Below are 23339 nucleotides of genomic sequence, written 5' to 3'. Positions count from 1 at the left end.
ATGATGGTTTGCTTTTCTTCGACGCATTGATATGAAAACGGCCCCTTTCGGGGCCGTTTTTTAAACTATGAAATCCTTTTGCATTAGAAGCGCTGCTGGTACTTCATGTACATAAAGCGGCCGATATCGTATCCGCCGTAATAGGAATAGCCAGAGTTGGGCTGGCCATACGCAGGTGCCGAGTAATGCTCGAAGATGTTGTTAGCACCAACGGCCACTGTAGCGTTCCAAGGCAGGACATACGCGACCTGCAGGTCATGGAACGTGTTCGAGCCGAGCTCGTTCATGCCGACGATGGAACCCTGAAACTCGGGAGCGCTAAAGTTCGGCAAGCTGCAGCGGTCGTCCGAGAAACAACGTTCCTTGGTGCGCGAGAAGTAACGCGTGCTCCAGGTGACAGACCAGTCATCCCACTGCCAATTCACCGACAAGTTGGAGCGTACGCGGAAGTTGCCGCCGTAGCCGTTCTGCTGGCTCGGAGGATTAACTGTGTTATCAGCCTTCAATTCGTTCTTGGACACATAGGTGTTCAACAACGCTGCTGTGAAGTTGCCCCACTGGGTTTCAAAACGGTAGTTCAGATCAAAGTCGAAACCTTCAGTCTCAACATAACCCGCGTTGCGTAAACCAAAAGAGAGTGTGCTGATATTACCTGCCGCATTGCGCGTAAATCCGACGCAACGAGATTCCAGGCCGCGCAGGTAGCAATCGTCCAGCAGATCCGTCGGCGTATCCGCCACGATCGTGTTTTCAATCCGAATGTTCCACCAGTCCAGCGAGGCATTCAGACCAGTGATGAAGCCCGGGCTCCATACAAATCCGAGAGTCTTGGAGGTAGAGGTCTCCGGGGTCAGAGTCGGAGTGCTACCAGAAATGAAGGGCACGTTCGATTGTTCGCCGGGGCCGTCTGCGGGAGCGATGGCGGAAGCATTGAGCTGACGGAACCCCGCCGGCACATCCGCCGAGCAGCGCGCATTGCCTGCAGCCGGACCGAACGAGGTGTCACACGGATCGGTGTAGTTCTCGAAGCTCTGCGACAGGCCACCAAACAGGTCTGCAACCGTCGGCGCACGAAAGCCTTCCGACCAAGTGCCGCGGATGAGCAGCGATTCGATCGGCTTCCACTTAAATCCGAACTTGCTGTTGGTCGTATTTCCGAAGGTGTCGTAATCCGAATAACGGGTGGCGAGAGTTACGCTTAATTCTTGCGCGCCCGGAAGATCTGCAAGCAGTGGAACCTGCAATTCGGCATAGATTTCGTTGAGGTTGTAACCGCCCCGTGTCGGGCCGGCAGCCAAGTCAGTTGAGATGCCGGTTTGTGCTAACGCGTCAGGAGAGAATGAGCCGTTTTCTTCGCGGCGCTCGACGCCTAACGCCATGCCAAGGTCACCGGCCGGCAGCGTCGCGAGAACGCCAGCCACGCTTGCGAAGTAGTTCTTCGTGGTGGTTTCAGATAGCGCTTGACCCGGCTGATACAGATAAGCCTGCACATTTGGGTCCCCCAGGCCGTTCGGCGCGTTATAGCCAAACGGAACCAGCGGATTCCACGGTGTGCAGGCCCCTGGGCCGGAACCAAGCGGAATCGAAGCGCCGGCACTACCACATTGGGCAACACCATCTGCATTGATGAAAGAAGGACCAGTGGCCTGACCGACTGCAAAGGTATTGAGGTTACCCGTACTGATCTGGGTCCCCTTGTTCTGGTTGTAAAGGAAGCCAGCTTCCCAATCCCAGTATTTCTCACCGAAGTTGAAGCTGCCGCTGAACTTGCCAGTAAACCGCGAGGTGGTCAGGTTGTTTTGAACTTCACGCGGAACTTCCCAGCCGCGTCGAACGTACTGAACATTCTGCGGCGCTACTCCCGGCGGAAGTGCACCACTTGCCTGGTTGCCCAGAGGGTTGAACACACTGTCTACCGAAAGGCCGCCGTTGCTCAGATCAAATGCGGCACTTTGCATCGGGTAGCCGGCATTTTGCGCAAACGATTCGCGGTCCGTGTAGAGGACGCTGGTATCGAATGCCACATTGTCGGTGAAGTCGAAGTGCCCGTTAAGAAATGCTGACTTACGCTTAATGCCACTGTAAACGGTCGAGGCGAGTGCAGGATTGGAGGTGTCCGTCCCGTTGAGTGGACGAAAACTTGAGAAATCTGCGGGGTTGAGCCCCGCCACGTCGCGGCGTAGCGTTGCGGTGGATGTTCCGCCGGTAGCATTGCGATATGCCAAACGGCCGAATTCCGTGGTGCCGGAGAGACCGCCTGGACGCGGATCAGTCTTTTCGCCAGTGGGAAAACGGTTGCGGCTAAACCAGCGATCACGTGCCCATACCGGATCTTCATTGGTGTATTCGACACCAGCGGTCAGCGAACCACGATCGCCACGGAAACCCATGGTGAAGTCGTAGACTTCGCGCTGACCGTCACCTTGGCCCCATTGACCGATATAGACGTTGGCTTCGGCGCCTTCGAAGTCCTTGCGGGTGATGATGTTGATGACGCCAGCGATCGCATCCGAACCATAGATCGTCGACGCACCGTCCTTAAGGACTTCGATGCGCTCGACCATGACAGAGGGAATCGACGCCACGTCCTGCAAGCCACCATTGGTGATGCCCAGTCGGTGACCGTCGACCAATATCAGGGTGCGGTTTGCGCCCAGATTACGCAGGTCGATGTAGTAGCCACCGACGTTTTCGCCAGAGCTCAGAGGCGACGTGCGGCTAATGGCCGGCGAACCTGCGGTAGGAATGTTCTGCAGGATGTCTGCGACCGACTTGAAACCCTGCTTCTCGATCTGGTCGCGGCTGATCAACAGTACCGGCTGAGCGGTTTCACTGTCGACCTGGCGAATACGCGAACCAGTGACTTCGATCTTGTCGAGGTTGGTGGCTCCGCCGGCTTCCTGAGCGATGGCGGTACCAGTACCGCCCACACCCACGACAAGCGCGAGGACAACTGCATCGCGCAGCTTGTTGGACTTGCAATTCATTAGCTCTCTCTCCAAGTGATCTTGGGTACTGCCAAGGGTTGTTTGCCTGTCGGGGGTTCCGAAGTAGCGGATCCAAAACGTCAGGGTGAACCGATGGTATATGCGTTGCGCCAGGAATTAAAGTCCCGTTAACGAAAAAGAAGGAAGTCGTGAAAAAGTACCGTTTCAGGCATTCCTGAACGAAAAACGCCACCGATTTTGTGATCGGTGGCGTTCTTGGAATTTCGTTTCAGGTCAGTGGCTTACAGGTCTTGCTCATACCTGACATAAGGAATGGTGCCGTCGCTGTTGCTCTCGTTGTTGGGAGCAAACGGGTTCTTACCGCGGGAGATGACGTTCTCCGCGCCGACTGTCAACTGCCCGCTCCAGGGGGTGCGCCAGGTCAGGCCAAGGCCCAGACCTTCCCATTTTTCCGGCTGTCCGGGGACATCGACGACGCGGCCGATGACATTGGCGCTGAAGGCGCCGTAGCCGCCGCCCACGCTGAGCGTCTTGCTGTCCCACTGGTCGGCGATGGCCGGGGAGACGTCAGCCAGCGGGACCAGGCGCGCACGGGCGTAGGTGCCGCCGATCGAGACAAAGCCTTCGCGCCCGATGTTCTTCTGGCCGAAAACGGTCAGGTCATTTTGCTCCACGCGGGTCAACGGTGCCTTACCGGCGCCGATCAGCCAGGCGGGCAGGGTGTCGCGACCGGCACCTGCGGTGACGCCGACGCGGCCACTGCCACGGTTGAAGCCCAGCGTGCCGGAGACGCGACGCGACGCGGCGGCGCTGTCTTCTTCATCGTCGCCGATGCCGGCCAGCAGGCAGTGACTGGCGAGACCGCTGATGTTGGTGCCACGGCTGCTATTGCAGAGCAGGCCTAAGGAATCGCCCGAGGTCATGCCAAGCGCAGCATCCAGCGAATTACGGCCGAAATGCCAGCGCGCGCCAGCCTTCTGCTCGCCGGTGGGTTCCAGGTACAGAAACGCTTCCACCTTGCCGCTGCCCTTGTTCCACACCGGCAGGATGGTGCTCTCGCGCAACTGCTGGGATGCCGACTGCGCATGCACACCCGTGGCTGCCGCAAGGGCAACCAGCAAAGCGAGCGGAAGGCGCAGAAGGTGTCGCATACCAGAGTTCAGACCCTAGGGGCAGTTGTTAAGTTCCCGAGAGCGGGCAGTGAGAATGCTAGGGCGTTTATGATTATTTAACAAGTGGTCACGTTCCCCAGAACGCACCGCCGATGCTATCTATTGCAACCGTTCCGGCGCCTGCTGAGAGGGCTGCGCCGTGCTGAAAAGTACGGCCAACTCGGTCAACGGAAAGTGATACTCGCGGCCACAGAACTCGCACCGCACTTCCACCTCGCCGGTTTCTTCAGCGGCTGCGCGCGCCTCTTCTTCACCCAGCGATTCCAGCATCGACGCGACCCGCTCGCGGGAGCAGGAGCAACCGAAGCTGAGCGGCTTGCCGCCCAACAACTGCGGGTCTTCTTCGTGGAACAGGCGGTGCAGCAGGTCGTCGCCGGCCACCGACAGCAGCTCGGATGCGCCGAGGGTGTCGAACAGGGCGCCGATGCGGGTCCAGCCATCGTTGTCGCCTTCGTCGCCAGGCAGTTTCTGCAGCAGCAGGCCGGCGGCGTGATCCGGGCCAGCGGCCAGCAACAGGCGGGTCGGCAGCTGCTCGGACTGCTTGAAATAGGTTTCGAAGGCTTCGGCCAGATCCGGGGCCTGCATGCCGACCAGGCTCTGGTAGCGCTGCGGTTCGCGCGGGTCCAGGCCGGGGTTTTCGATGGTGATCGCCAGCAGGGCGGCCTCGCCCAGCTCACGCAGGTCGGTGGGCGCGTCGGCACCCTCGGCCAGTTGCACGATGCCGCGCAAGGTGCCTGCGGCCGTGCATTCGGCAAACAGGGTGCGCAGGGTGTCGTTGCCGCGCAACTGCACCGAGAGACGCCCGTCGACCTTGGTGTGGCCGGTGAACAGGGCGGCTGCCACCGCGGCTTCGCCCAGCAGCTGGCGCGCGGCAGGAGGGTACTCGGCGGCGCCCTGGACGTCGTGCCAGGCCTTGGTCAGACGCACGTGGACACCGCGCACGCCGGCGGCAGGCAGCAGGAAACGGGAAAGCTGATCGTGATCGGTCATGGAGACATCGGACGTAAGGGACGCTGGTTGCCGGATAATGCGGCAGGCATCGGGATTGAAGGTCGAAGCGAACTAATGGGGACGGATGCATTGGATGGCAAGCAGGTGACAGCACCGCGGCGCAGGCGCTGGCTGCGCTGGATCCTGGCGGCGCCGCTGCTGTTCGCGGCGGCGAGTGTGCTGCAGGTGCTGGTGCTGCGGGTGGTCGACCCGCCGATCAGCAGCATGATGGTCGGGCGCTACCTGGAGGCCTGGGGCGAGGGGGACGGGAGTTTTTCCCTGCACCAGCAGTGGCGCGATTACGATCAGATCGCCGCCAGCCTGCCGATTTCGGTAGTCGCTGCCGAGGATCAGCAGTTTCCGATGCATCACGGTTTCGATCTGCAGGCCATCGAGAAGGCGCGCGATCACAATGCGCGCGGCGGGCGTGTGCGCGGCGCCAGCACGATCAGTCAGCAGGTCGCCAAGAATGTCTTTCTGTGGCAGGGCCGCAGTTGGGTGCGCAAAGGCCTGGAGGCTTGGTACACCGTGCTGATCGAGCTGTTCTGGCCCAAGCAGCGCATCCTGGAGATGTACCTCAACGTGGCCGAATTTGGGGACGGGGTCTACGGCGCGCAGGCGGCTGCGCGGCAGTTCTGGGGGAAGGATGCGGCGGGCCTGTCGCCGGCCGAGTCGGCGCGCCTGGCCGCGGTATTGCCCTCTCCACGCCGGTACGATGCGCGCCGGCCTGGTGCCTACGTGCAACGGCGCACCGCCTGGATTCAACGGCAGGCGCGCCAGTTGGGCGGCGCTGCGTACCTGCAGGCGCGGTGAGGTGAGCACGATCGATACCGCCCAATTGCCGGCCGCCACCGAGCGTCTCACGGTGGTCATCGCTGCCTTCAATGAAGAATCCAGCATTCCGCTGTTGCATCCGCGCCTGTGTGCGGTGCTGGCGGACTTGCATGGCTTGCAGACGCGCGTGCTGTATGTCGACGACGGCAGCACCGACGGCACCTGGGATGTGCTGCGGGCGCTTGCCGAATCCGATACGCACGTGAGTGCGCTGCGGCTGTCGCGTAACTTCGGCAAGGAAGTGGCGGTGTCCGCAGGCCTGGACCATGTGCTGCCGGGTGCGGTGGTCCTGCTCGATGCCGATGGCCAGGATCCGCCGGAATTGATTCCCGAATTCGTTGCATTGTGGCGTGCCGGCTACGACAACATCTTTGGCACGCGCGTCTTTCGCGAGGGCGAGAGTTGGCTCAAGCGTGGCGCCGCACATACGTTTTATCGGGTGATTCGGCGTTTGTCGCGCACTCCGATTCCAGCCGATACCGGCGACTTTCGACTGCTCTCGCCCCGCGTCGTGCAAGCCTTGCAGCAACTGCGCGAACGCCACCGGTTCATGAAAGGCTTGTTCGGCTGGGTGGGGTTTCGACAGGTGGCATTGCCGTACCGACGCGCGCCGCGCCTGTCCGGGCGTAGCAAGTTCACCGTGTGGCGGTTGTGGAATTTCGCGCTCGACGGTATCACCAGTTTTTCCACGGTGCCGCTGCGCGCGGCGACCTACCTGGGCCTGATGACCGCGCTTGCTGCCTTCCTGTTCGGGGGCTGGGTGGTGGTCAAGGCGGCGCTGATCGGCGACCCGGTGGCCGGTTGGCCGACCATGATGTCAGTCATCCTGTTTCTGGGCGGCATCCAGCTGATTGCCTTGGGCTTGATCGGCGAATACCTGGGCCGGCTGTACGACGAGGCCAAACAGCGCCCGTTGTATCTGGTCGATACCCACCGCGGCGCGGTGAGAGTAGTCTGCGACGACCAGACCAAGCGCGGAGCGGGCCATGCAGACCGTACGACAGCTGTTGGGGACCAAACAGGTTGAGGTATTCGCAGTTGCGGCCGATGCCGCGGTGATCGAGGCGATCCGGCTGATGGCCGAAAAGGGCATCGGTGCGGTCTTGGTGATGGATGGCCAGCGACTCGCCGGCATCGTGTCCGAGCGCGATTACGCGCGCAAAGTGGTGCTGCGCGATCGCTCGTCGTCCACCACCAGCGTGGCGGAGATCATGAGTTCGCAGGTGGTGACGGTGTCGCTGTCGGAGACCGTGGAGCGCTGCATGCAGTTGATGACCGACGGCCGCTTTCGGCATCTTCCGGTGGTCGAGAACGGCCGCGTGCACGGCGTGATCTCCATCGGCGATCTGGTCAAGGCGGTGATCGAAGCGCAGCGGCAGGATATCGACCAGTTGCAGCGCTATATCGCCAGTTGAGCGTTACCCCGGTTGGCGGTTGGTGGCCGGTGTAGTCTGCCAGCCGGCTGATCGTGCCAGTGGGGTCGGCGCATGTACGTCGAGTGCAGCCTAAGAGTGCCTAAAAAATGTTGCGAGCACTCGTCAGGTGGGTGCGGGTGGTGCGCTCAGAACCGGAATGCACCAGCGGTACATGCCGCGCCGAGCACTGGTCGTGCCCGCCCGGCGGTGAGCACGGTCGTTCTGTCAGCGGCTCCAAGCGTCACACGACACGTGCGCGCTCACTGCACGTACTTGCCGCCGCAATCGCTGTCCTTGCCAGGGCCGGGTTCGAAGGTGGCAAGCAATGCTGCAGGTGGCGCAATGGTGGCGAGTGCGACAGCAATTGCGCCGCGTAGCCCGAGTGCCTTGAAATCCGGGCGGAAGCTCGGGTCCTTGAAGGTCCCGGCAATCCGCAACGGCGAACGCAGGCTCAGAATGCTGCGATCTTTCGGGCGTGGGCGCAGCAGCAAATCGAGCGTCTCGTTCTTGAGGCTGATGTTGCCCTCGCCGACGATGATGGTGTCGGTGCTGTCGAACGCCAGGGCACGCGACTGCATGAGTCCGTCCTTGACGCCGAAATCGCCGAACATGCAACGCACCGGGATCTGACGATCCTTGATGATCAGATATTTCAGCGATTCGGCGATGTCCAGACCGGCCAGTTCCATGATCAGGTTGCCGACATGACCGCGCCCCATGCCAACGCCAATCGAGCCGTCGGCGCTGCCGAGCATCGCCGCAATCGAATTGCCGCGGCCACGCAGGTCCAGCTCACCACCGATTGCGCCTGAGGCCTGTTTGGCGAGCGTGGCGTCTGGAAATAGCCGGTCCAGCCGAATGCCGCGAATGCCGGCCTTCAGCTGCGTGGTGATGACGGGGTTACGCGCATCCATGCGGATGGTCGAACGGATGTCTCCGCCGGCCACGCCGAAGTTGAGCGGGTCCAGTTGCAGCAGACCATCCTTCAACGTCAACGACGCATCCATGTCGTCCAATGGCCAGGACGGCGCATTGATGCGCTGCGCGCGCCAACGCACCTGCGCATCCATCGCGCGCAGTTTGGACAGGTCGTAGGGCGTGGTCGGCAGGATGCGCGCGCTGGCGGCAAGTTGCGCCGCCTGCTTTTTCTGCTCCGCATTAGCCGATTCGTTCGCGCCGGTCTTGGGCGGTGCACCGACAAAGCCGGCCAGATCGTCGAAATCCAGCCGTTTGGATGCGAGATCGGCACGCAGAAACGGGCGTTTGTTGCGCAGGTCTATCTCTGCTGTGCCGGACAGATCGCTGTCGCCGGCAGTGCCGGTGAATGTCTCGTAGCGCCACACATCGCCATCGCGGCGCAGGTGGCCGTCGAGTGTGTACGGCGGCGTGGATGGCATGGCGACGCCGGTCAGCGGGTATAGGTCTTCCATGTCCTGCCCGCTGAGGGCCATCTGCAAATTGAAGACGCGGAACTGAAACGGATTGGTCAGCGTGCCGCGCACGTGCGTACGGGTGGCGCCGGCACTGCCGCGCAAATCGATGCGGAAGGGATGTTCGCTCTGGCTCAACTCGAGCGGCGAGGCGGTGTTGCCTTTCAGCATAAACGGGTAGCCCTTCCAGCGGCCCTTGCCGTCGATGCCGATCGGCGCGGCACGCTGGTCGCTGCGTGGAGGCGCCAGACTGTCGATGGCCACATCGATATTGGAGCGCATGGCATCGTCGATGTATTGCAGCCGCCCCTTGGTCACCAGCAGCCGGCCGAGCCGCGGCATGCTGCCATCGCCTTCATGGGTATCGAACACCCAGTTGCCCGGATGCGTTTCATTGCCGGCTTCCAGCAGAACGGTGGGCTGATCGAGGCGGATTTCCGGCAGCCGCACCTTGCCGCGCAGCAGGGGCCACAGCTCGACATCGATCTCGGCAGCGTTCAGTTCTGCCATCGCGCCGCGCTTGGACCACGCGGCATTGCCCAGCTGCAAGCGCTCGCCACGAACGGTGATGGTGCGGCCCAGGTCCACATCCAGATGTCCCAGATGGAAAGCGCGGCCGGTCTTGGCGCTGACCATGCGTTCGACCGGGCCGCGTAGCCAGTTCCAGTCGAAGATCAGCAGCAGGATCGCCACGATGGCGACAACGCTGCCGAGCCCGATCAGCCAGCGTCGACGGCGCGCTGTGCGGGCGGAAGGGGTGTCAGCAGTCGGGGGCGCGTTGTTCACGCGACCCATGGTTGGCGATGGCTCGTGACCGGCGCGCGAACGCGACGACGATCACACCACCTGTTCGATCACCGCAACGAAGTGGCAGGCGCTGCCGGCCAGCACAAACAGATGCCAGATCGCGTGGAAATAGCGCTGGGTGTCGCGTTGGTAGAAGTAGGTGCCCAAGGTGTAGAAGAGCCCACCGGCGAGCAACCAGCACAGCGACCAGGTGTCGACCGAACGCAATAGCGGTTCGATCGCCACGACGATCAGCCAGCCCATCGCCAGGTACAGCACGGTGGACAGCAACCGAAAGCGGCCGGTGAAAAACAGTTTGAAGATCACCCCGGCCGCGGCGATGGTCCAGATCGCGGCAAACAATCCCCAGCCCCAGGAGCCACGCAGGTTGATCAGGGTAAACGGCGTGTAGGTGCCGGCGATCAGCAGGTAGATCGCGCAGTGATCGAGCACCTGTAGGCGTGCCTTGGCACCGGCATGCGGGATGGCGTGGAACAGCGTGGAGGCGACGTAGAGCAGCACTAGCGTGGCGCTGAAGACGATGGAGGTGGCCAGCTGCCAGCCATCGCCATAGATGGCTGCCAGCGTGATCAGCACCGAGCCACCGGTCAATGCGGCAATTGCGCCCAGGCCATGGGTCAGCGCACTGGCGATTTCGTCGCGCAGGTCGGTCGAGGGGGAAGCGTCTGCATTCATGCCAAAAATGTAGCGCAACTGCGAGCAATTCGCATCGCCAGCAGCCGCGTAGCGTTTTTCCCGTTAAGCGCGGCTCAATCGATGGCCTTGGCGTGCGCATGTTCGCGCGTCGCCGAGAAGCGCACATCCGGCGCACGTTCCTGTGCCAGCTGCAGGTTGACGCGCGTGGGGGCGAGATAGACCAGCTGGCCGGCCGCATCGATGCTCAGATTGCCGGCGTTTTTCTCGCGAAATTCCTCAAGCTTCTTGGGGTTGTCGCACTGCACCCAGCGCGCGGTAGTGACGCTCACCGGCTCGAAGATCGCATCCACGCCGTATTCGTCCTTGAGCCGGTAGGCCACCACGTCGAACTGCAGCACACCCACCGCGCCCAGGATCAGGTCGTTGCTCATCAACGGGCGGAAGAACTGTGTGGCGCCTTCTTCGGACAGCTGCGCCAGGCCCTTTTGCAACTGCTTGAGCTTGAGCGGGTCGCGCAGGCGCGCGCGGCGGAACAGTTCCGGCGCGAAGTTCGGAATGCCGGTGAACGACAGCGATTCGCCTTCGGTGAAGGTGTCGCCGATGGAAATGGTGCCGTGGTTATGGATGCCGATCACATCGCCCGGCCAGGCTTCGGCGGCGATCTCGCGGTCGGAGGCCATAAAGGTCAGCGCGTTGGCGAGCTTGACGTCCTTGCCGCTACGCACGTGCAGGGTCTTCATGCCGGCGGTGAACTTGCCCGAGCACACGCGCATGAAGGCCACGCGGTCGCGATGCTGCGGGTCCATGTTGGCCTGGATCTTGAACACGAAGCCGCTGAGTTTGGCTTCGGTGGCCTCGACGCGGCGGCCGGTGGTGTCGCGCGCCTGCGGCGGCGGGGCGTGTTCGATGAAGAAGTCCAGCAGCGGCTGCACGCCGAAGTTGTTGACGCCGGAACCAAAGAACACCGGTGTCTGCTGGCCGGCGCGGTAGGCGTCCACATCGAAGGCGTTGCTGGCGCCTTGCACCAGTTCCAGCTCGTCGCGCAGCTCGGCCAGCATCTGCTCACCGATCTTGGCGGCAAGGCCCGGCGCATCCAGCGACGGGAAGATGGTCGAATCCTGACGGGTGAAGTTGCGCCCCTGTTCGTACAGATGCACCTCGCCGGTGATCAGATGCACCACGCCCTTCAGCCGCTGGCCCATGCCGATCGGCCAGGTCACCGGTGCGCACTGGATGCCGAGCACGGTTTCCACTTCATCCAGCAGGTCGATCGGGTTCTTGCCCTCGCGATCGAGCTTGTTGATGAAGGTCATGATGGGCGTGTCGCGCAGGCGGCAGACTTCCATCAACTTGATGGTGCGTTCTTCCACGCCCTTGGCGACGTCGATCACCATCAGCGCCGAGTCCACCGCGGTGAGCACGCGATAGGTGTCCTCGCCGAAGTCGGCGTGGCCGGGGGTGTCGAGCAGGTTGATCACCTTGCCCTCGTACGGGAACTGCATCACCGAGGAGGTCACCGAGATGCCGCGCTCCTTTTCCAGCGCCATCCAGTCCGAGGTGGCGTGGCGCGCGGCCTTGCGGCCCTTCACCGAGCCGGCCATCTGGATCGCGCCGCCGAACAACAGCAGCTTCTCTGTCAGCGTGGTCTTGCCGGCGTCGGGGTGGGAAATGATCGCGAAGGTGCGGCGGCGCGCGGCTTCGTTGGAGACTTCGGACATGGGCGGGGCGCGCCCGGTCGGACGCCTGCGGAAACTGAGGAAGCCGATGATTATAGCGGCTTCGGCGCAGGGGGCTTTTATGGGCCCGCGGCCAGGCGGCATCGGGCCGCTGTGCCGGCGGTGGCGCGCTACGGGGCCGGCGAGGGGAAGTGCAGCTCGCCTTGCGGGCCCAGCATCCGGAACGGCACCGACACCAGCTGTAGATCGGCGTTGCGCTGCACCGAAAAATGCAGGTGCGCGGCGGTGCTGTAGCCGGTAGTGCCGGAGGCGCCCAGCCGCTCGCCGGTGCCGACCCGCTGGCCGGGGCGGACCGCTACCCCGTTCGGGGCCAGATGGGCATACAGCGCCATGCTGCCGTCGGCGTGCAGCACCCGCACCAGGTTGCCGCCGCCGGCGCTGGGGTCGTGGGCGCTACCTTCGGCAACGTCCTGGCGTACTTCCATGACCATGCCCTCGCGCGCCGCCAGCACCGGCGTGCCCTGCGGCAGGGCGAAGTCCACTGCATACCAATTGGGCAGGTCGGCATGGCTGAACTGGCCGCCGAAGCCCTGATCCACCTGCACCGGTGCGTCTCGGAACGGCAGCTGGTAACGCACCGGCTGCGGCTGCGCCAGCGGATCGCCGGGCACCATGTCGAGTTTGAGTCCCAGCCCGCCCAGTGTGCGCTGGTTGCTGGCCGGGTACAGCCGCGCCAGCAGGCGCCGCTCGTGCGCCGCCAGCAGCATCGTCAGCGGCAACTGCGGCACGGCGCGGTAATCCTCGCTGGGCGGCGCACTCAGCCGGACCTGCGCAGGTCCGGCCAGCGGGTTAGTCACCCACGCCAGATAGACCGGCGCCTGCCATTCCAGTTGCAGCGTCGGGCCGGTGCCGGTTGAGGCAATGGCGGTTTGCGCCGGCGTGGTGGCAGGTGAGGTGGGTACCGCGCCGCCGTTCCAATGCCAGCGTTGTTGCGCAGCGGCGTGCGGCGCACCTGCCAGCAGGGCGGCGACCAGCACCGGAATAAGTGCGGGCGAAAGAGGGCGAAAGACGCGGTGATGCACGCGATTGGCTTGAGCGAGCGGGGGCGCAAGTATGCAGCCCATCACGGTACCCGGTGGTATCGAATGAAAATATATCTTTCCATCCGCATGAAGCGATTGACATCGCAAAAGTGCGGTGGCATCTTAGCCTCACCATCGAGACCGGCGGAGGGACAGGCCCTTTGATGCCGGGGCAGCCAGCGGAGCGCGCAAGCGCCCGCGTTTGGTGCCAAATCCTGCGGGGACCTCCGCGTCCGCCGAAAGATGGTTCGAATCGTGCCTTGTGCACCTCGAACGCGAGCTCCCGCGAAGCTCGATGGCCGATCCACCCCGGATATCGCCATGAGCCTCGTGACCACAGCATCGCCAACTATCACTGATTACCTTGATACACCTGCCGCCGACATCGGCGGTGCCATCGCGTTGCGCGGCGACATTGCCGTGTCGTTGCCGATGCGCCATGCCGGTATGCGCGAGGTGCGCCTGCGCTACGAGCTGATCGGCGCTGCCAATGCGCCGGTGGTATTCGTTGCCGGCGGCATCTCTGCCCATCGGCATCTTGCGGCCAGCGATGTGTTCCCCGAAAAGGGCTGGGTGGATGGCCAGGTCGGTGCGGGCCGCGCGCTGGATCCTGCATCGCGCCGTTTGTTGGCATTCGACTTTCTCGGTGCCGATGGCACGCTGGATGCGCCGATCGATACCGCCGACCAGGCCGACGCGATTGCGGCGCTGCTGGACGCGCTGGGAATCGCCCGCCTGCACGGCTTTGTCGGTTACTCGTATGGCGCGCTGGTCGGGCTGCAATTCGCCACCCGTCATGCTGGCCGCGTGGGTACCTTGATTGCGGTGAGCGGGGCGCATCGCGCACATCCCTATGCCGCGGCATGGCGCGCACTGCAGCGCCGCGCAGTGGCGCTGGGCCAGCTGCAATGCGCGGAAAATCATGGGCTGGCGCTGGCGCGGCAGTTCGCGATGCTCAGCTATCGCACGCCGGAAGAATTCAGCGAGCGCTTCGATGCGCCGCCGGAAGTGATCAATGGCCGCGTGCGTGTTGCCGCCGAAGACTATCTGGATGCCGCCGGTGCGCAGTACGTGGCGCGTACGCCGGTCACCGCATACCTTCGCCTGTCCGAATCCATCGACCTGCACCGTATCGACCCGGCGCAGGTGAGCGTGCCCACCGTCGTGGTGGCGGTGGAAGGCGATCGCCTGGTGCCGTTGGCCGACATGGTCAGCCTGGTCGAAGGTCTTGGCCAGCGCGGCAGCCTGCGTGTGTTGCGCTCGCCATATGGCCACGACGCCTTTCTGAAAGAAATCGATCGCATCGACGCGATCCTCACTACTGCCCTTCGCATCACCGGAGAAACCGCATGAGCTATCGTGACCCCGCCGACGCCCCTTGTACCGCCGCCACTGCCGCCGTGCGCGCGGGCATCGACCGCGATACCGCCTACGGTGCGGTGACCCCGCCGATCGTGCTGTCGTCGAACTTCTCCTTCGATGGGTTCGGCAACAAGCGCCAGTACGACTACACCCGCAGCGGCAACCCCACCCGCGATCTGCTCGGCGAAGCGTTGGCCGAGCTGGAAGGCGGCGCGGGTGGGGTGATCACCTCCACCGGCATGGGCGCGATCAATCTGGTGCTCAATGCGCTGTTACAGCCCGGCGATACGCTGGTGGTGCCGCACGATGCCTACGGCGGCAGCTGGCGCCTGTTCAATGCGCTGGCTAAGAAGGGCCATTTCGCGCTGATCACTGCAGACCTCACCGACCCGCGCTCGCTGGCCGATGCATTGGCGCAGTCGCCCAAGCTGGTGTTGATCGAAACCCCGTCCAACCCGCTGTTGCGCATCACCGATCTGCGCTTTGTCATCGAAGCGGCGAAGAAAGTGGGTGCGTTGACGGTGGTCGACAACACCTTCCTGTCGCCGGCGCTGCAAAAACCGCTGGAATTCGGTGCCGACGTGGTGCTGCACTCCACCACCAAATACATCAACGGCCATAGCGATGTGGTGGGCGGTGCGGTGGTGGCGCGCGATGCCGAGCTGCATCAGCAACTGGTGTGGTGGGCCAATGCGCTGGGCCTGACCGGCTCGCCGTTCGATGCTTTCCTCACCTTGCGTGGCCTGCGCACGCTGGATGCGCGTCTGCGCGTGCACCAGGAAAATGCCGATGCGATCGCTGCGTTGCTGGACGGGCACGCGGTGGTCAACCAGGTGTATTTCCCGGGACTGGCATCGCATCCGGGCCATGCGCTGGCGGCGCGTCAGCAGAAGGGCTTCGGCGCGATGATGAGTTTCGAATTGAATGGTGGCGAAGCGGCGGTGCGTGCCTTCGTTGATGGGCTGCGCTACTTCACGCTGGCCGAGTCGCTGGGCGGAGTGGAAAGCCTGATCGCGCATCCGGCTTCGATGACGCATGCGGCGATGACCGCCGAGGCACGTGCGGCGGCCGGAATTTCCGATGGCTTGTTGCGGTTGTCGATCGGGATCGAATCAGCCGAAGACCTGCTGATCGACCTGCGCGCCGGTCTGGCGCGTGCCGAAGCGACCCTGACTGCGGCCTCCCGCAAACAGGTCGACGCGTGAGCAGCGTATTGCCTGTTTCGCGACGTGCATCCGCGGCGACGGTCACCCCCACGCCACGTTTGGCATTGCTGGGTACCGGCACCGTGGGACGCGCCTTCGTGACGCGCTACACCGCCCTGCAGCAACGCCAGCTGCGGTTGCCGCGCTTCGATTGGCTGGCCAACTCGCGGATCGCTCAGGATTGTGGCGTGAGTGCGGAGCAGGCATTGCTGCAGGCCAACGCCGCGCCGCGTGGCCAGGCGGTGTTGCAGCCGTGGGCCGAAACCGTGGCGCTGCGCGCTGGCGATGTGCTGGTGGATGCCACGGCCAGCGATGTGGTGGCCGATTGGCATGTGGAGTGGTTGGGGCGCGGCGTGCATGTGGTGACCGCCAACAAACTGGGCCAGGGCACGGCGTTGTCGCGTGCGCAGGCGCTGCTTGCCGCCCGCCATGCCAGCGGTGCGCATTACGGCGACAGCGCCACTGTGGGCGCCGGGTTGCCGGTGTTGAGCAGCGTGCGCGCACTGGTGGCAGGGGGCGACCATATCCATTCGATCGAGGGCGTGCTGTCGGGATCGTTGGCATGGCTGTTTCATCGCTACGACGGCAGCGGCGCGTTTTCGCAATGCGTGCGCGAGGCGGTGGCAGCGGGTTACACCGAGCCGGATCCGCGGATCGATCTGTCCGGTGAGGATGTGCGGCGCAAGCTGTTGATCCTGGCGCGTGCGGCCGGTTGGCAGCTGGAGGCCGAACAGGTGCATGTTGAGTCGCTGGTGCCCACCGGCTTGGCCAGCGTGCCGATCGCTGAACTGGACGCGCGGTTGGGCGCGCTGGATGCCGAGGTGGGCGCGCGTTGGCAGCAGGCACGCGCAGCAGGGCGGTGTCTGCGCTTTGTAGGCCGCGTGGACGCACATGGCGCAAGCGTGGGTCTGCGTGAGCTTGCGTTGGACCATCCCTTGGCCGGTGGCGCCGGCACCGACAACCGTGTCGCCATCAGCAGCGACCGTTATCGCGAGCAGCCGTTGTTGATCCAGGGCCCGGGTGCGGGTGCGGAGGTCACTGCGGCCGCGTTGCTGGACGATGTACTGCGGATCGTGGCTGGTTGATGTGGGGAGTGGGGCCGCGAGACGTGCGGCATCTCTCGCAAGCGTGCCCGGGTTGTGTGCAGGCGTCTGGGTTGTTGGCGGTCTAGGACGAGAGAACGTCTGCGCGTTCTCTGCGTCTTGTCGCTTGACCGGCGTGTGTGCGGCTCCCGGCGCTGTAACGCGTCTCGTCGCTCGCATGACGACGATTCAGTCACGACAAGCATCCGACCGATTCGATCGCGGTAGCCTGCAGCAGTCTTCTGCGGTACTCGTCTGACCAACGCTGCGCGATGGCCGCAACCGGGAGCAATCCGGCTGCGGTTCGCACAAGGCATTCACCCACGGCATCGGTCTGCCGCGCGCTGCGGCGGTTACGGCGTGAGCGCCTTCAACAGCGCGGCGTTGAAGCGCGCCGGGTCCTGCACCTGCGGCGAGTGCCCCAGGTCTGCAAATTCGATCAAGGTCGCATTCGGAATGGCCGCAGCTGCCTGCTTGCCCAGTTTGGTGTAATCGCCGACGCGCGCCTTGACCTCTGGCGAGGCGGTGTCCTTGCCGATTGCGGTGCGGTCCTTGAGACCGATGAACAGCGTGGTCGGCACCGCCAACTTGGGCAGCTCGTAGACGACCGGTTGGTTGAAGACCATGTCGTAGGTCAGGGCCTGATTCCAGGCGACCGCCTGTTTGCCGTTGCCTAGCGACATGCCGGCCTGCATGCGCGCCCAGCGTTCGAATTCGGGCTTCCATTGACCGGCGTAGTACACGTCCATCTGATACTTCTTGATACGCTCGAAGCTGATCTTGAGTTCGTTGTCGTACCAGGCATCCACGCTGCGCCACGGAATGCCTGCGGCCTTCCAGTCTTCCAGGCCGATCGGGTCGACCAGGGCGAGGTGTTCGGTGGCCTGCGGGTACATCAGCGCGTAGCGGATCGCGAGCATGCCGCCCATCGAATGGCCGACGACCACGGCGCGGTCGATCCCCAGCTTTTGCAGTAGCGCGTGTGTGTTGTCGGCGAGCTGCGCAAACGAGAACTGGTAGGCCGCCGGCTTGCTCGATTTGCAGAAGCCCACCTGATCCGGCGCGATCACGCGGTAGCCGGCCTTGCTCAAGGCCGCGATGCTGGATTCCCAGGTGGCCGCGCAGAAATTCTTGCCATGCAGCAGCACGGCGGTGCGTCCATTCGGCTTGCCGGTGGGCGCGATATCCAGATACGCCATTTCCAGCGCTTGCTGCTGCGACGTAAACGCGTAGGTCTTGACCGGGTAGGGGTAATCGAAGCCTTCCAGACGCGGGCCATAGCTGGCTTGCTGGGCCATCAGCGGGCCGCAGGCCAGGGTCAGTGCGAGTGCACAGGCGAGATGTCGCATCGTGTTTCTCCATCCGGGATCCGTGCGGGAAGGCTACATGGCGCACTGTGGTGGAGGCGTGGATCCGGGCGTTGCCGCGGCGAGGGCGCACGTTGTGGTGGAAGCCGAGGGTGCGCGCGGGTTGTCCTCATCCGCCCTTCGAGCAGCTTCGCGCGTGGCGGGAAAGGCAGATGCCGTCTTACTGTTTTCGCTGCTGCGGTTTCAGCTAACTACAGACAGTGCGTGGTGTCTTGAGCCATGCGAACGAGGCGCGCGCTGTCGCTGGTCTTCTCAGGGCAAGCTGACGTGCAGTGTGACTTTTCGAAAGAAGCGTAGGTGCGATTTAGCGCTGTTGTTCGCCAGACGTGCAGGGCGGCAGTGTGATGCGCAAGTGGGTGTCGCACTGCGTGGTCAAGATACCGCTTTGCGCTGCGCGTCGGGCAGAAGCGCGGGGACGCTGCGCTTGCTGCATCGTGCAGACCGACCACGCCTTGCGCTCACCGCGGCGCGGCTAGTCCCTGCATTCCGCTACGCCGCGCAAACGCATTCCAGTGCTGCGCACAGACGCTGCATCAAAATGCCACCGGCAGACTCAGCACTCGATCACGTTCACGGCCAGGCCGCCGCGGCTGGTTTCCTTGTATTTGTCCTGCATGTCGCGGCCGGTGTCGCGCATGGTCTTGATGACCTTGTCCAGCGAGACCTTGTGCTTGCCGTCGCCGCGCATCGCCATACGGCTGGCGTTGATCGCCTTCACCGCGCCCATCGCATTGCGTTCGATGCACGGGATCTGCACCAAGCCACCGATCGGATCGCAGGTCAGGCCGAGGTTGTGTTCCATGCCGATTTCGGCGGCGTTTTCGATCTGGCCCGGGTTGCCGCCAAGTGCGGCAACCAGGCCGCCGGCTGCCATCGAACAGGCCACGCCCACTTCGCCCTGACAACCGACTTCGGCGCCGGAGATCGAGGCGTTTTCCTTGTACAGGATGCCGATGGCCGCGGCCGTGAGCAGGAAATCGAAGATGCGTTGTTCGGACGCGCCGGCACAAAAACGATCGAAATAATGCAACACCGAGGGAATGATGCCGGCCGCGCCATTGGTCGGCGCGGTGACCACGCGGCCGCCGGCTGCGTTCTCTTCGTTGACCGCGAGTGCGTACAGGTTGACCCAATCCAGCGTGGTCAGTGGGTCGCGCATGGCCGCTTCGGGTTTGGATGAGAGCTCGCGATACAGTGCCGGCGCGCGACGCGACACGTTTAATCCACCGGGCAACGTGCCTTCCTGGCGGATACCGCGCTCCACGCAGGACTGCATCGCCACCCACAGTTCGCGCAGGCCGGCGCGGATTTCGTCTTCGCTGCGCCAGCTCTTTTCGTTCTCGAACATCAGTGCGGCGATGCTCAGACCACTGCGTGCGCATTGGGCCAGCAGTTCGTCGCCGCTGAGAAACGGATACGGCAGCGGCGTTTCGTCGGCCACGATGCGGTCGTCGGCGGCGTCGTCCTGATTGACCACAAATCCGCCGCCCACCGAGTAGTAATCGCGGGTAGCGATCACGCCTTCATCGGCATCGTAGGCAGTGAAGCGCATGCCGTTGGTGTGGTACGGCAACTTCTGCCGCTTGTTCATCGGCAGGTCGCGCTTTTCGTCGAAGCCGATCTCGTGCTGCCCCATCAGTGTGATGCGCTTGCTGCTGCGGATACGATCGAGCGTAGCGGGGATGACGTCCGGGTCGATCAGGTTGGGGCGATGGCCTTCCAGCCCGAGCAGCAACGCCTTGTCGGTGCCGTGGCCGCGGCCGGTCAGCGCCAGCGAGCCGAACACCTCGGCGCGGATGCGCACTACATCCTGCAGGCGGCCGGCATCGAGCAACCAGCGATGCACGAAACGCTCGGCGGCGCGCATCGGCCCCACGGTGTGCGAGGAACTCGGACCGATGCCGATCTTGAACAGGTCGAACGTGCTGACAGCCATGCGTGCCGGAGAGGTGAGCGTAAAGGCGGCTATTCTAGTCGTTCGACGATTGCGGCACGGCTGCAGCGCAGCATGAGACCTGTTCGATGGCCCTGACCCTGTACCAGCGCGACGATTGCCACCTCTGCGACCAGGCGGTGGAAGTATTGGCGCAGGCGCGTGCCGGCGAGTTCAGCAGCGTGTTTATCGACGACGATGTGGCGCTTGAGGCCGCTTATGGCGCACGTGTGCCGGTGTTGCGCGACGTGCACGGACGCGAGCTGGACTGGCCGTTCGATGGCGCGCGGTTGCGAGAGTGGTTGAGCGCCGGTACACGCTGATGCGGCGTGTGCGCATGCGATACGCGCCAGCTTAGGGATTTGGAGCGGCTGAAAACGACTTCATGCCGGTCTGGTGCGGAGCTGCGGGTCTGCGACTTGGCTGCAGGGTCCTTGCCCGCCCACCCTCGCGGGACACGCTGCAAGTACGTCCTTGTAAGCTCTTACGCGGCATCCATGCCGCGTAAGGTCCCGCGACGGTGGGCGGGCAAGGACCCGTCGAGAGTGTCGGGGTGCATGGCTTTAAAAAAAGCCACCGACTCACTCTCTGGTGCGGTGTCCTTGCCGATTGCGGGACCGTGTGGCGGCATGGATGCCGCCACCGAGCCTTACACGGACGTACTCGCGGCCTGTCCCGCGAGTGGTGAGGGTACCGCTCGCGCGACCGACTCGGCGTTTGACCTGGGCTTTTGACTGCATCTAGCAAGACGCGGCTAACACACGATTCTTGTCGGCCGACCGTTCAAGGTGTCAGCCGCATTGATTCAGCGGCACCACTGATCCTCGCACGGCACACCATCGTGGTCGCCGTCCATTGCGGTATTCGGGCAATGCTGCAGTACGTAAGTAGCTTCGGCGCAGGAACTCATCTGTGTGCAACGCGTGCGCCCGCCACAGCTGTATTGCGCGGTGGGCGCAGACGCGGGAGCGGTTGCTACCGACGGCGTTGGCGACGACGTTTGCTCCAATGCCGGTGTCGGGGTGAACACATCGATCAAGTAATCGCGCTGCTGATAGGCAAACGCCCCGCAACCGAGCGCCAGCATCATGAGCAAGGCCTTGCCAAGCCCGATCTGCCCTTTTGCCGGCGGCGTGCGTGTCGTATTGCGTCGTGCAGGGGCGTTGTGTTTTGGCGCGTGCGTACCGGCACGCACGACCCGCACCGCGCGCGGACGACCATCCGGACCCGGCTCGGTTTCGAAAGAGACCACTTCGCCGATACGTGGCGCCTCGGCGCTGCGCGCAAACGCAGAAATGTGCGCGAACACGTCATCGCCCGGTTGAGCAGGGGTGATGAACCCGAAGCCGCGGTCGGTATTCCAGCGGGTCAACGTTCCATGTGTGCGCATTGGCGGCGTCCCTGAGTGGACGCCAAGTCTAGCTGCCGTGCGGTGTCATCCGGCATGCGGGCATAAAAAAGCGGCGGACCCGACGAGGTAGTCCGCCGCTCAGTGGCCGCGTCCGGTTGCGGCCTGTGGCCTTACTTCGCCTTCAACACGACCTTGGTGCTGATCGCGGTTTCGTTGGGGATGGTCTTGGTGTCGGCCCAGTCGCCACCGCCCACGCCGAAATCCAGCCGCTTCACCAATGCCTTGCCGGCCAGCACGGGCTGCGCGCCCGGTGTCCAGGTAAAGGTCAGCGTGACCGGCTTGCTGACGCCGCGCAGTTCCAGGGTGCCGTCGGCCGCGTACTGATTGCCGCCGAGCGCACGGAACTTGTCGGCGCGATAGCGCGCGGTGGCGAACTTGGCGACGTTGAAAAAGTCCGGGCCTTGCAGGGTCGAATCGCGATCGTTATTGCCGCTGATCGCGCTGGCCAGCGGGATGCGCACATCGAGCTTGGCGGCGGCCAGATTGGCCGGATCGAAACTCAGCGTGGTGTCGAAACCGGGGAATTTGCCGGTGAATACTTCGCCTTCGTACTTGCTGGCGAACACCAGCGACGAGCCGGGCGCCTGGACGTAGTCGGCGGCCAGCACCGGCGCGGTGGCGAAGGTGGCGACCAGCGACGCGGCGACCAGCAGGGGAGAGGCAAACAACTTGGACGACATGGGAAATCCTTAAGGTTTGGAGGACAGCCAGCCGCGCGGCAACATCCGCGCCAGGGTGGCATCACGCTGGAAAATGTGGTGGTACAGCGCAGCGCCGGCGTGTGCCAGCACCACAGCGATCAACAGCCAGAAGCCCCACTCGTGGATGGCATGGGAGATGGCGCGTAGCTGCTCGTCCGGGCCGCTGAGCTTGGGCACCGCGAACAGGCCGAACCAGCGGAACGGGCGCAAGCCGCTGCTGGAGTCGTACAACCAGCCAGAGAGCGGCATGGCGAAGATCATTGCGTACAGCAGCCAGTGGGTCAGCCCGGCGATCCGTTCCTGCCAGCGCGGGGTGCCCGCCACCGGCGGCGGCGCGCCTGCGTACAGACGCCAACCCAGCCGCGCGATCACCAGCGCCAGCACGGTCAGCCCCACCGATTTGTGCGCGGTATAGACCCAGAAGTATTTCGGTGTCTTGGGCAGCTCGCCCATGGTCAGGCCGACGATGCCCAGCACCAGAATCAGCAAGGCGATCAGCCAATGCAGGGTCTGGCTGACACCGCCCCAGCGCTCGTTGTTTTTCAGGCTCATGTTCCCGATTCCTGGCCGGCGGGCGCGTCAGTGGTGGCAGGTTCGGCTTGCGGTGGCGCTGCGTCGTCGTCGGCACGGCCTTCGCGCACGGCTTCGGCTTCGATGCGCAACTCCACGCTGTCGCCGATCATCGATTTCCACGCATCGATGCCGAACTCAGCCCGACTCAGCGTGGCGGTTGCCGAGAACCCGACAGTGCGGCGAAACGGCGGCAGCGGATGGCGTTTGAGTGCGTTGAGGGTAACGTCCAGGGTCACCGGGCGGGTGACGCCGTGCAGGGTCAGGTTGCCGGTGACCTTGGCGTGGTTCTCGCCGCTGGCCTCCACGCGCGTGGAGACGAAATGCGCGTCGGGAAAGCGCTCGGCGTCGAGTAGGTTACGTGCCAGGGTGGCCTCGTTCCACTTGGCATCGCCCAGGTCGGCGCGGTGCAGCGGCACAGTCACGTCCAGCCGCGCGGCTGCCCAGTCGTCAGGGTCGAACACCAGGGTGCCGCTACTGCCCGACACGGTGCCCAATGCCTTGGAAAAGCCGGCATGTTCGACCGCAAACAACACGCGGGTGTGCACCGGATCCAGCGCATAGCGCACCGGTGCGGCGGAGGCGGCCAGGCTGGTCAATGCCAGAGCGGGAAGGAGCAACAGGCGGGCGAGGGGTGTCATGGGCGGATTCTAGACACATCCCGGCGCTGCGCGCGCGGCTTGCGCTTGCAACGATCCATTGCGAGCATGCCGGCTGG

At 63.9% G+C, this 23339-nt stretch carries 20 protein-coding genes, 1 other RNA gene and 1 riboswitch; of the genes, 7 read left to right on the top strand and 14 right to left on the bottom strand.

Going from position 1 to position 23339, the window contains the following annotated elements; all coding sequences use genetic code 11:
- Nucleotides 1-83: 83 nt before the first annotated feature.
- From RQH86_RS13805 to RQH86_RS13795, 3 genes are all read right to left on the bottom strand, one after another.
- Nucleotides 84-2987: a TonB-dependent receptor gene (locus RQH86_RS13805; protein ID WP_115528617.1), complete on the bottom strand. Its 2904-nt coding sequence runs from the start codon at nt 2985-2987 to the stop codon at nt 84-86.
- 242 nt (nt 2988-3229) lie between these two features.
- Nucleotides 3230-4066 carry a hypothetical protein gene (locus tag RQH86_RS13800; RefSeq protein ID WP_055850372.1) on the bottom strand — a complete coding sequence of 279 codons (837 nt, stop codon included), beginning with the start codon at nt 4064-4066 and terminating at the stop codon, nt 3230-3232.
- Between the two features lie 153 nt (nt 4067-4219).
- The gene (locus RQH86_RS13795; RefSeq protein ID WP_311238687.1) at nt 4220-5110 is read right to left on the bottom strand and encodes an Hsp33 family molecular chaperone HslO; all 891 of its coding nucleotides are present in this window, start codon (nt 5108-5110) and stop codon (nt 4220-4222) included.
- 75 nt (nt 5111-5185) lie between these two features.
- Here RQH86_RS13795 and mtgA point away from each other — a divergent pair, with 75 nt between their 5' ends.
- Genes mtgA through RQH86_RS13780 form a run of 3 tightly spaced genes read left to right on the top strand, consistent with a single transcriptional unit; the run spans nt 5186 to nt 7359 of the window.
- Nucleotides 5186-5923 carry a monofunctional biosynthetic peptidoglycan transglycosylase gene (gene mtgA, locus RQH86_RS13790; RefSeq protein WP_311238688.1) on the top strand — a complete coding sequence of 246 codons (738 nt, stop codon included), beginning with the start codon at nt 5186-5188 and terminating at the stop codon, nt 5921-5923.
- A gap of 1 nt (nt 5924) precedes the next feature.
- The gene (locus RQH86_RS13785; RefSeq protein WP_311238689.1) at nt 5925-6971 is read left to right on the top strand and encodes a glycosyltransferase family 2 protein; all 1047 of its coding nucleotides are present in this window, start codon (nt 5925-5927) and stop codon (nt 6969-6971) included.
- Nucleotides 6931-7359: a CBS domain-containing protein gene (locus tag RQH86_RS13780; RefSeq protein WP_311238690.1), complete on the top strand. Its 429-nt coding sequence runs from the start codon at nt 6931-6933 to the stop codon at nt 7357-7359. Before RQH86_RS13785 ends, RQH86_RS13780 begins: the two co-directional genes overlap by 41 nt.
- Nucleotides 7360-7457: 98 nt before the next feature.
- On the opposite strand, the gene RQH86_RS13775 is transcribed toward RQH86_RS13780, so the two are convergent.
- The 5 genes from RQH86_RS13775 to RQH86_RS13755 form a co-directional block, all read right to left on the bottom strand.
- A non-coding RNA gene (locus RQH86_RS13775) (sX9 sRNA) lies at nt 7458-7533 on the bottom strand.
- 86 nt (nt 7534-7619) lie between these two features.
- Nucleotides 7620-9584: an AsmA family protein gene (locus RQH86_RS13770; RefSeq protein WP_311238691.1), complete on the bottom strand. Its 1965-nt coding sequence runs from the start codon at nt 9582-9584 to the stop codon at nt 7620-7622.
- Nucleotides 9585-9626: 42 nt separating this feature from the next.
- Nucleotides 9627-10271 carry a hemolysin III family protein gene (locus RQH86_RS13765; protein ID WP_055849357.1) on the bottom strand — a complete coding sequence of 215 codons (645 nt, stop codon included), beginning with the start codon at nt 10269-10271 and terminating at the stop codon, nt 9627-9629.
- 74 nt (nt 10272-10345) lie between these two features.
- Nucleotides 10346-11950, bottom strand: a complete 1605-nt coding sequence (locus RQH86_RS13760; protein WP_311238692.1) for a peptide chain release factor 3 — start codon at nt 11948-11950, stop codon at nt 10346-10348.
- A 128-nt stretch (nt 11951-12078) separates the two neighbouring features.
- Nucleotides 12079-12945, bottom strand: a complete 867-nt coding sequence (locus RQH86_RS13755) for a M23 family metallopeptidase (RefSeq protein WP_311238717.1) — start codon at nt 12943-12945, stop codon at nt 12079-12081.
- Between the two features lie 174 nt (nt 12946-13119).
- A riboswitch (SAM riboswitch) is annotated at nt 13120-13240 on the top strand.
- 71 nt (nt 13241-13311) lie between these two features.
- Between RQH86_RS13755 and RQH86_RS13750 the strand changes: the two genes are divergently transcribed.
- From RQH86_RS13750 to RQH86_RS13740, 3 genes are read left to right on the top strand one after another with little or no spacing between them, the layout of a single operon-like run.
- Nucleotides 13312-14343 (top strand): homoserine O-succinyltransferase, encoded by a 1032-nt coding sequence (locus RQH86_RS13750; RefSeq protein WP_311238693.1) that lies wholly within the window; start codon nt 13312-13314, stop codon nt 14341-14343.
- Nucleotides 14340-15557: an O-succinylhomoserine (thiol)-lyase gene (locus RQH86_RS13745; protein WP_055849368.1), complete on the top strand. Its 1218-nt coding sequence runs from the start codon at nt 14340-14342 to the stop codon at nt 15555-15557. Before RQH86_RS13750 ends, RQH86_RS13745 begins: the two co-directional genes overlap by 4 nt.
- Nucleotides 15554-16642 carry a homoserine dehydrogenase gene (locus RQH86_RS13740; protein WP_055849371.1) on the top strand — a complete coding sequence of 363 codons (1089 nt, stop codon included), beginning with the start codon at nt 15554-15556 and terminating at the stop codon, nt 16640-16642. The genes RQH86_RS13745 and RQH86_RS13740 overlap by 4 nt, the downstream gene beginning before the upstream one ends.
- Before the next feature lie 350 nt (nt 16643-16992).
- Here RQH86_RS13740 and RQH86_RS13735 read toward each other — a convergent pair whose 3' ends face one another.
- Nucleotides 16993-17988 (bottom strand): alpha/beta hydrolase, encoded by a 996-nt coding sequence (locus tag RQH86_RS13735; RefSeq protein ID WP_311238694.1) that lies wholly within the window; start codon nt 17986-17988, stop codon nt 16993-16995.
- 571 nt (nt 17989-18559) lie between these two features.
- Entirely contained in the window at nt 18560-19942 is a 1383-nt protein-coding gene (locus tag RQH86_RS13730; RefSeq protein WP_055849375.1) for an L-serine ammonia-lyase, read from the bottom strand.
- Nucleotides 19943-20028: 86 nt separating this feature from the next.
- Between RQH86_RS13730 and RQH86_RS13725 the strand changes: the two genes are divergently transcribed.
- On the top strand, nt 20029-20262 hold the full coding sequence (locus RQH86_RS13725) for a glutaredoxin family protein (protein ID WP_311238695.1): 234 nt from the start codon (nt 20029-20031) through the stop codon (nt 20260-20262).
- Between the two features lie 482 nt (nt 20263-20744).
- Here RQH86_RS13725 and RQH86_RS13720 read toward each other — a convergent pair whose 3' ends face one another.
- The 4 genes from RQH86_RS13720 to RQH86_RS13705 form a co-directional block, all read right to left on the bottom strand.
- Complete coding sequence (locus tag RQH86_RS13720) at nt 20745-21329, bottom strand: cold shock domain-containing protein (RefSeq protein ID WP_311238696.1); 585 nt, start codon at nt 21327-21329, stop codon at nt 20745-20747.
- 131 nt (nt 21330-21460) lie between these two features.
- Nucleotides 21461-22030, bottom strand: coding sequence for a YceI family protein (locus tag RQH86_RS13715; protein WP_311238697.1), 570 nt, complete (start codon nt 22028-22030; stop codon nt 21461-21463).
- A 9-nt stretch (nt 22031-22039) separates the two neighbouring features.
- Nucleotides 22040-22603 carry a cytochrome b gene (locus tag RQH86_RS13710; protein WP_311238698.1) on the bottom strand — a complete coding sequence of 188 codons (564 nt, stop codon included), beginning with the start codon at nt 22601-22603 and terminating at the stop codon, nt 22040-22042.
- Nucleotides 22600-23262, bottom strand: coding sequence for a YceI family protein (locus RQH86_RS13705; RefSeq protein ID WP_055849386.1), 663 nt, complete (start codon nt 23260-23262; stop codon nt 22600-22602). The genes RQH86_RS13710 and RQH86_RS13705 overlap by 4 nt, the downstream gene beginning before the upstream one ends.
- Nucleotides 23263-23339 lie beyond the last annotated feature (77 nt).

The sequence above is a fragment of the Xanthomonas sp. WCS2018Noco2-27 genome (assembly GCF_031843525.1).
Taxonomy (GTDB): Bacteria; Pseudomonadota; Gammaproteobacteria; order Xanthomonadales; family Xanthomonadaceae; genus Xanthomonas.
The sequence above is the reverse complement of the archived record's forward strand: the minus strand, read 5'-3'. Positions and strand labels throughout refer to the sequence as shown.